The sequence below is a fragment of the Mesorhizobium sp. M4A.F.Ca.ET.020.02.1.1 genome (assembly GCF_004022645.1).
Lineage (GTDB): Bacteria > Pseudomonadota > Alphaproteobacteria > Rhizobiales > Rhizobiaceae > Mesorhizobium.
In genome coordinates, this window is the sequence record NZ_RZOI01000470.1 from 1 (window position 1) to 4,977 (window position 4,977).

The window sequence follows — 4,977 nt, forward strand, 5'->3', positions numbered from 1 at the left end:
AAGTCGGTGACGGCGATCGTGAACACCACGAAGATCGCATTGATGAGCCCGTACCGGGCTCCCGGCAGCGTGATCGTGCGAAACATTTTTTGCCGTGATGCGCCCAGCGTCTGCGCGGCTTCGTAGAGGCGCGCATCAGACATTCCCAAAGCCGTTGCAAGGATCAGCAGTGCGTGCGGGAAGCAGTAGAAAACCTGCGCGGCGACCATCCCGGGCAAGCCATAGATCGTTCCATCCGCAATCCAATCCTTGAGGAAACCCTGATTGCCGAAAAGATAGATCAACGCGATCGCCGGCAGCAACGAAGGCGAAAGGATGGGCAGGAGGCCGATGCCACGGAAAAGTGGTTTGAGGGGCATGCAACTGCGCGAAAGCGCGTAGGCATAGGCAAAGGCGATAGCGACCGTAATCGCCGTGGTAAGCGCGCCCAGCAGCAGGCTGTTTCCAATCGAAACTGAAAGCGATGAGTTGGCGAGATAGGCTTGGAAATTGGCAAGCCCGACAAAGGCACCTTCCTGGTCTTCAACGCTCTTTACCAGAATTGACGCGACCGGCAGAAGCACCAATGCGATGAGCACTGCGACCAATATCGCGGTCAGCCCGAAATGGGCGATTGCCTCCGGCGTCAACCTGGGTCGGCGGCGTGGGGCGACAATTTCGATCTGGTTCCCGCCAGGCATGATCTTAGGCCGACAGCAACTGAATGCGACGCGGATCCAGCGCTACGGTCACCGATTCACCAAGGCCAATTTTAAGCCCTTGCAGCTCGCGAGCGGAAACATCGGCACACAACGTAGTGGCGCCCCAATCCGGCACACAAAGCCGCAGCCTGGTGAAGGGGCCTAGGAATTCCACCCCCGTCACGTTCGCCAGCGCTTTGTTGGCGCCGCTCGCGCCGTCGGGGAGCGCAGACGACACCGCGATGTCCTCGGGGCGGACACAGAGCCGCGCTGCGCCGTCGGCCGAACCGACCGGCACCGCTATCGCCGCCGCAGCGTGCTCGGTCCTGAACACCCCGTTGGAAAGATGACCGGCGATCACATTCATCTTGCCGACGAAGTCCGCGACGAACAATGAAGACGGATGGCCGTAGATCTCCGCAGGCGAGCCGACCTGTTCAATGGAGCCATGATTCATGACCACGATCCGGTCTGCCATCGCCAAGGCTTCTTCCTGGTCGTGAGTGACCATGATCGTCGTCAGCCCAAGCCGGCGCTGCAGATCTTTGATCTGCTCTCGCAGGTGCACGCGCACCTTGGCGTCAATCGCACTCAACGGCTCATCCAACAGAAGCAGTTTCGGTCTCGGCGCAAGCGCTCGCGCCAAGGCGACGCGCTGCTGCTGTCCTCCCGAAAGCTGCGAGGGATACTTGTCCTCGATCCCCGGCAGGCCAACCATTTCGAGCAATGCGGTGACCCGCTCTTGAGCGTCGCGCCGGCCTGATTTCAGGCCGTAACCCACATTCTGGCGAACGGTGAGATTTGGAAAAAGCGCATAGGACTGGAACAGTATGCCAAACCCTCGCTCGGCCGCCGACAGATCAGATATGTCGCGGCCTGCGTGTCTGAGCGCGCCGGCGCTTTGCCGCTCCAGCCCAGTTATGATGCGCAAAAGCGTCGTCTTTCCGCAACCTGAAGGGCCTAGGAAACTGACGAACTCGCCATCATGGACATCGAGATCGATCTTCTTGAGCGCGACATGGCGGCCGAAAATCTTGCCCACATCGCGGATTTCAAGAAGCGCTGATGCCTGACTATTGGAAACGTTCATAGAGTTCGGGATCCCAGTCCTTCGAAGCGGTACGATGCCCCCGAAAACTGCCGCGCAATGCGCGGCAGCCGGTTGTCAGCTATCAGTTGTTCTTCGGTTCGGACTTGCCGTCGTAACGCTTGACCCATTCCGTGGTGACGGCTTCGCGATCATGCGCGCTCGTTGCGAGGTCCTGATCGGACATCGCAGCCTCAGCGCCGGCCGGATATGCTTTCGGAGTCGGAAAGTCTCCAGGGTAAGCGACGATCGCCATGAACTTGTTGTACTGGTCGTTGGCCGCCTTGCTCACCGAGAAATCGGCCAGTGCCTGGGCGGCCTTGAGTTTCTTCGTGCCCTTGATGATCGCAGTCGCCTCAATGTCCCATCCGGTCTTGTCCTTCGGCAGGATGATATCGATGGGCGCACCCTTGGCTTTGAGCTGCGGCGCGGTGATGTCGGTTGAAATACCGATGACATACTCTCCGGTCGCCGCCATCTTGCAGGGCTTTGATCCTGAATGGGTGTAGAGGGCGATGTTCTCATGGAGCGCATCCATGAATGACCATGCCTTGTCGCCCATGGACTGCTTCCAATGATTGACGGCCAGATAGCCGGTATGGCTGGAAGCCGGATTGGGCATCGTTATCTGCCCTTTGTAGATCGGCTTGGCCAGGTCCGCCCAAGTTTCCGGTGCCGGGATGTTGCGTTTCTTCGCCTCAATTGTGTTGAAGCAGATCAAACTCATCCACGTGTCCATGCCGGTCCATGCGGGTGGATTCTTCTCGTCGCGAAAGCGCGGTTTCAGTTTCTCGTAGTCCTTCGGCGCGTAGGGCTCGAGCATCCCAAGCTTGTCCAGGCTGACGAGGTGCATAAGAGGTACGCCCCAAACCGCGTCGGCATGCGGATTGTCCTTCTCCGCCAGCAACCGCGCCAGGATGATCCCAGGGCTATCGCGCAGCCAGGCGATTTCGACATCAGGATATTGCTTCTCGAAAGCAGCCTTGTACGGAGCGAGTTGCTCCTTCTCCAAGGCGGTGTAGACAGTGATGGTCTCCTTGGCATATCCCGCCGAAACGGTCTGCGCGACGATGGCAGCTGCCAGTAGCACGGACAGCGTCCAGCGATGTCTGTGAGAGCGTTGTGGCGTCTGGATGTTGGTGGTCATTTGTTCTCCCCTTGTTATGCACCACGGCACGTTTCCACCCTAGACGCCCATCCGGGAGCGGAAAATGCGCGATCCGGAAGCTAGGCATCGCGAACGACGATGGCCGGGGTCAGGAGACGACCAATTCCTCTCCCCGAAAGTGCGCGGCGGTTTTGCGAGAACGACATGCACCAAGACACGGCCTTAAAGCGCATCGCTTGAATCCCTTTCAGCGCGACGCGATTTGGCCGGATGAGCCCGCAGACTGCTACAGCTGCCTGGTAATATTGGCGGCCAGTTCGAGAAGCTTTGGCGTCAGCGCCTGCAGCGTGTCGGCTCTGGTGCTCGGCACCAAAATGGCGAGGCTGGCGTTGCAGCGGCCATCCGGCTCGATTAGCGGGGCCGCGACGCCATGAACGCCCATCTGAAGTTCGTCATGTGAAATCGCATAACCGTCTCTGCGGGTCTGCTCGATACGTGCCTGGGCAGCGATCGGATCGTCTGCTTTTTTGACAACGCGGGCTATCGTCTTCTGGTCCTGGAAGGCAAGCATCGCCCAGCCGCTGGCGCCGAGGTGGAGCGGATGACGTGAGCCGGGAACATGCTGCACACGGACCAGATACCTGTTGCCCAGCGCCTGCTCGGTCACGACCGCCTCGTCCTTGTTGAGGCAGTGCAACACTACCGTTTCGCCGACAGCGTTGGCGAGTGTCCCCATCAGCGGACGGGCTATGCTGGAGATATCTCGGTCGAGTTGGCGCACCAGGTCGTTGACCGCGCTGCCCAAGGCGTAGCCATCGTGGCCTCGGCGTACATAAGCCCGCTGCTCGAGTGTGACCAGGAGCCGATAGGCTACGGTCCTGTTGATGTTGCAGGCGCGCGCGACATCGGCCGCGCTCACCGGCCCCTTCTTCGCGACGGTTTCGAGGACGGTGAGCATCTGGTCGCCGGTGAGCGATATTTCGGCCAAGAGGGGGTACTCCAATCTTCCGTGCAAATTTTGTCGGTCACACCCATCGTCGCGCCGCGGTGCCGAGCCGCGATCGCCAGCAATGGACTTATGGATTATCGGACTGCAATCGTTCGATAATCGAGACTAATCTGAACCCCGGAAGCCTTCAATACGCAGTGCGTGGCGCCTACCCTCAAAGGCGTATGCTATCTCATGAGATTACCGACACCGTCTTCTCGACCGTGTTGGCGAGAATGCCGGACCGGCCAAGCTCCGATCCCAAACCGCTGGTCTTGACGCCAAGCCATGGCAAGGCGGGATGGGGCGGGCCCCAGGCATTGACCCAGACTGAGCCCGCCCGTAGTTGCCGCGCAAAACGGTTTGCGGTGGCAAGATCCTGGGTCCAGACAACGGAGGTCAGACCATAGTCCGTTGCGTTGGCGAGCCGCAGCGCTTCCTCGTCGTCTTGGAAGCGGATGATGGTTCCGACAGGCCCGAAAATCTCCTCACGCGCGATCGTCAGTTCGTTGTCGCCGGCAAACAACGTCGGCGCGTAGAAATATCCCGGACGGTCGATGCGTCGGCCGCCGGTCAGTAGGCGAGCGCCTTCGGCCTTGCCTCTGCCTACATACCCATCGACACGCTCGAGCTGCCGTTCGCTGACCAGCGAGCCCATCTGCGTGTCAGGCGCGAAAGGATCGCCGACAATGACGCTCTGCGCGGCCGCGACCAGGCGCTCGGTCACCTCGTCGGCGATCGCCTCATGGACAAGCACCCTGCTGCCGGATGCGCAGGTCTGGCCTTGATTGGCGAACATCGAGATCGATGCGCCGGCGATGACACGGTCGAGGTCAGCATCACGGCACACGATCTGAGGCGACTTGCCTCCGAGCTCAAGCGTGACCTTCTTGAGGGCCTCCGAGGCGATGGCGGCAATCCGGCGGCCGACACCCGGGCTGCCGGTGAAGGAGATCTTGTCGACGTCGGGATGCCGCACCAAAGCGTCGCCTGCGACTGCGCCGCTGCCGGTGACCAGATTGACGACACCGGCCGGGAAGCCCGCCTCCTCGATCAGTTCGACCAGGCGGATCGTGCTCAGCGAAGCATCTTCCGCCGGCTTGATGACTACAGT

At 60.5% G+C, this 4,977-nt stretch carries 5 protein-coding genes; all 5 read right to left on the reverse strand.

The window, feature by feature from the left end:
• Positions 1–629: ABC transporter permease subunit (locus EN742_RS24360; protein ID WP_210214477.1), on the reverse strand; the 629-nt coding region annotated here is incomplete at its 3' end.
• A gap of 55 nt (positions 630–684) precedes the next feature.
• Positions 685–1,770, reverse strand: a complete 1,086-nt coding sequence (locus tag EN742_RS24365) for a putative 2-aminoethylphosphonate ABC transporter ATP-binding protein (RefSeq protein WP_128333372.1) — start codon at positions 1,768–1,770, stop codon at positions 685–687.
• A gap of 82 nt (positions 1,771–1,852) precedes the next feature.
• Complete coding sequence (locus EN742_RS24370) at positions 1,853–2,914, reverse strand: putative 2-aminoethylphosphonate ABC transporter substrate-binding protein (protein WP_128333373.1); 1,062 nt, start codon at positions 2,912–2,914, stop codon at positions 1,853–1,855.
• A 247-nt stretch (positions 2,915–3,161) separates the two neighbouring features.
• The gene (locus tag EN742_RS24375; RefSeq protein WP_128333374.1) at positions 3,162–3,833 is read right to left on the reverse strand and encodes an IclR family transcriptional regulator; all 672 of its coding nucleotides are present in this window, start codon (positions 3,831–3,833) and stop codon (positions 3,162–3,164) included.
• A 223-nt stretch (positions 3,834–4,056) separates the two neighbouring features.
• Positions 4,057–4,977 (reverse strand): aldehyde dehydrogenase family protein (locus EN742_RS24380; protein ID WP_148670225.1); only part of this gene is annotated, 921 nt, incomplete at its 5' end.

Bases quoted from the DNA above. Each gene is read 5' to 3' on its own strand.
- EN742_RS24375 (WP_128333374.1), bottom strand. From the start codon at position 3,833: ATGCTCACCGTCCTCGAAACCGTCGCGAAGAAGGGGCCGGTGAGCGCG.
- EN742_RS24365 (WP_128333372.1), bottom strand. From the start codon at position 1,770: ATGAACGTTTCCAATAGTCAGGCATCAGCGCTTCTTGAAATCCGCGAT.
- EN742_RS24370 (WP_128333373.1), bottom strand. From the start codon at position 2,914: ATGACCACCAACATCCAGACGCCACAACGCTCTCACAGACATCGCTGG.